We start from the raw sequence: 1,002 nt of genomic DNA, 5'->3' as shown, positions 1-1,002 counted from the left end.
TTGCAAGTTTGATAATAAAGAGCCGTTTCTTTTTTGGTGGCTAAAATCTTAAATTCTGACTTGGCTTCGGCTTCAATTTGGGCAAAATCGCTTAATAATTTTGCGTGTGTTGCTTTCACCCAATCATAAAATTCGTCGGGAACTCGTTCCAAAATTGGTAATAATTCTTGTCCTTCTTTCAGATATTCCCAAATATTTATCGTCGAAACTCTCGTAATAATATGGTGAATACGCACATACTCAGCAAATTTCACTTTCAGCCGATACCCGCTCTTAAATTTCACTACAAAACCTTCTCGATTATCTTCTTCCAAAGCTTTTAGTTGTTGTAAATCATTTAGACCATCGTATCGTTTTACGATTTCAAAATGTTCGTGCGGTAGAGACAGGGCATGCCCTGTCTCTACGGTTGATAATGGTAATTCAACACCCGATTTTGTGTCAATAATGGCCAAAAGCACCAATTTTCGTGCATCGCCATAATCAATTACAATTCGGTTTTCTGGATAAATGATTTCAAACAAATAGGTTTTGGTTGGGTCTAAATGTTTGATTGTATCAGCATATTTTGTGTACAATAACTCAGTGGCAACGATTGCCTGCTCACTCGTAAACGAACCACGAGTGGCAATAGCGGGTTTTCCATCAGCCCAATACAGAATACCGAGCGAGCCATCCATTTTTTCGTAAACTTCAAAAGGTTCATCTGGTAAAACCAAGTTTTCTGATTCTTCTAAATTAAAAAACTTTTGAAACGGACGAGCCACAACTTCATACAAACCATTCATTATCAAGCCTCTACAAGCCAGCGTCCATTCGTTCCAAAGTCGGTCATATTGAGCTTTGGGCGAATAATTATAGATATACAAATCAGCCGTTGGGTGCTTTTGTACATTGATATAATCGTCGGCGATGAGTTGTTTTAGGTCTTGGATATTCATTTTGTTTTTGATTTGATGCTACAAAGTAAATACACTATTACGCAGTCTATTTGCGTAGGTA

General features: G+C 37.5%; 1 protein-coding gene. It reads right to left on the bottom strand.

The features are described 5' to 3' along the window. Positions 1–941: T4 RnlA family RNA ligase (locus ACOVO2_RS08520; protein ID WP_421769551.1), on the bottom strand; the 941-nt coding region annotated here is incomplete at its 3' end. Positions 942–1,002 lie beyond the last annotated feature (61 nt).

It is taken from the genome of Emticicia sp. (genome assembly GCF_049241225.1).
Taxonomy (GTDB): Bacteria; Bacteroidota; Bacteroidia; order Cytophagales; family Spirosomataceae; genus Emticicia.
This window is presented reverse-complemented; position numbering and strand designations above follow the sequence as displayed.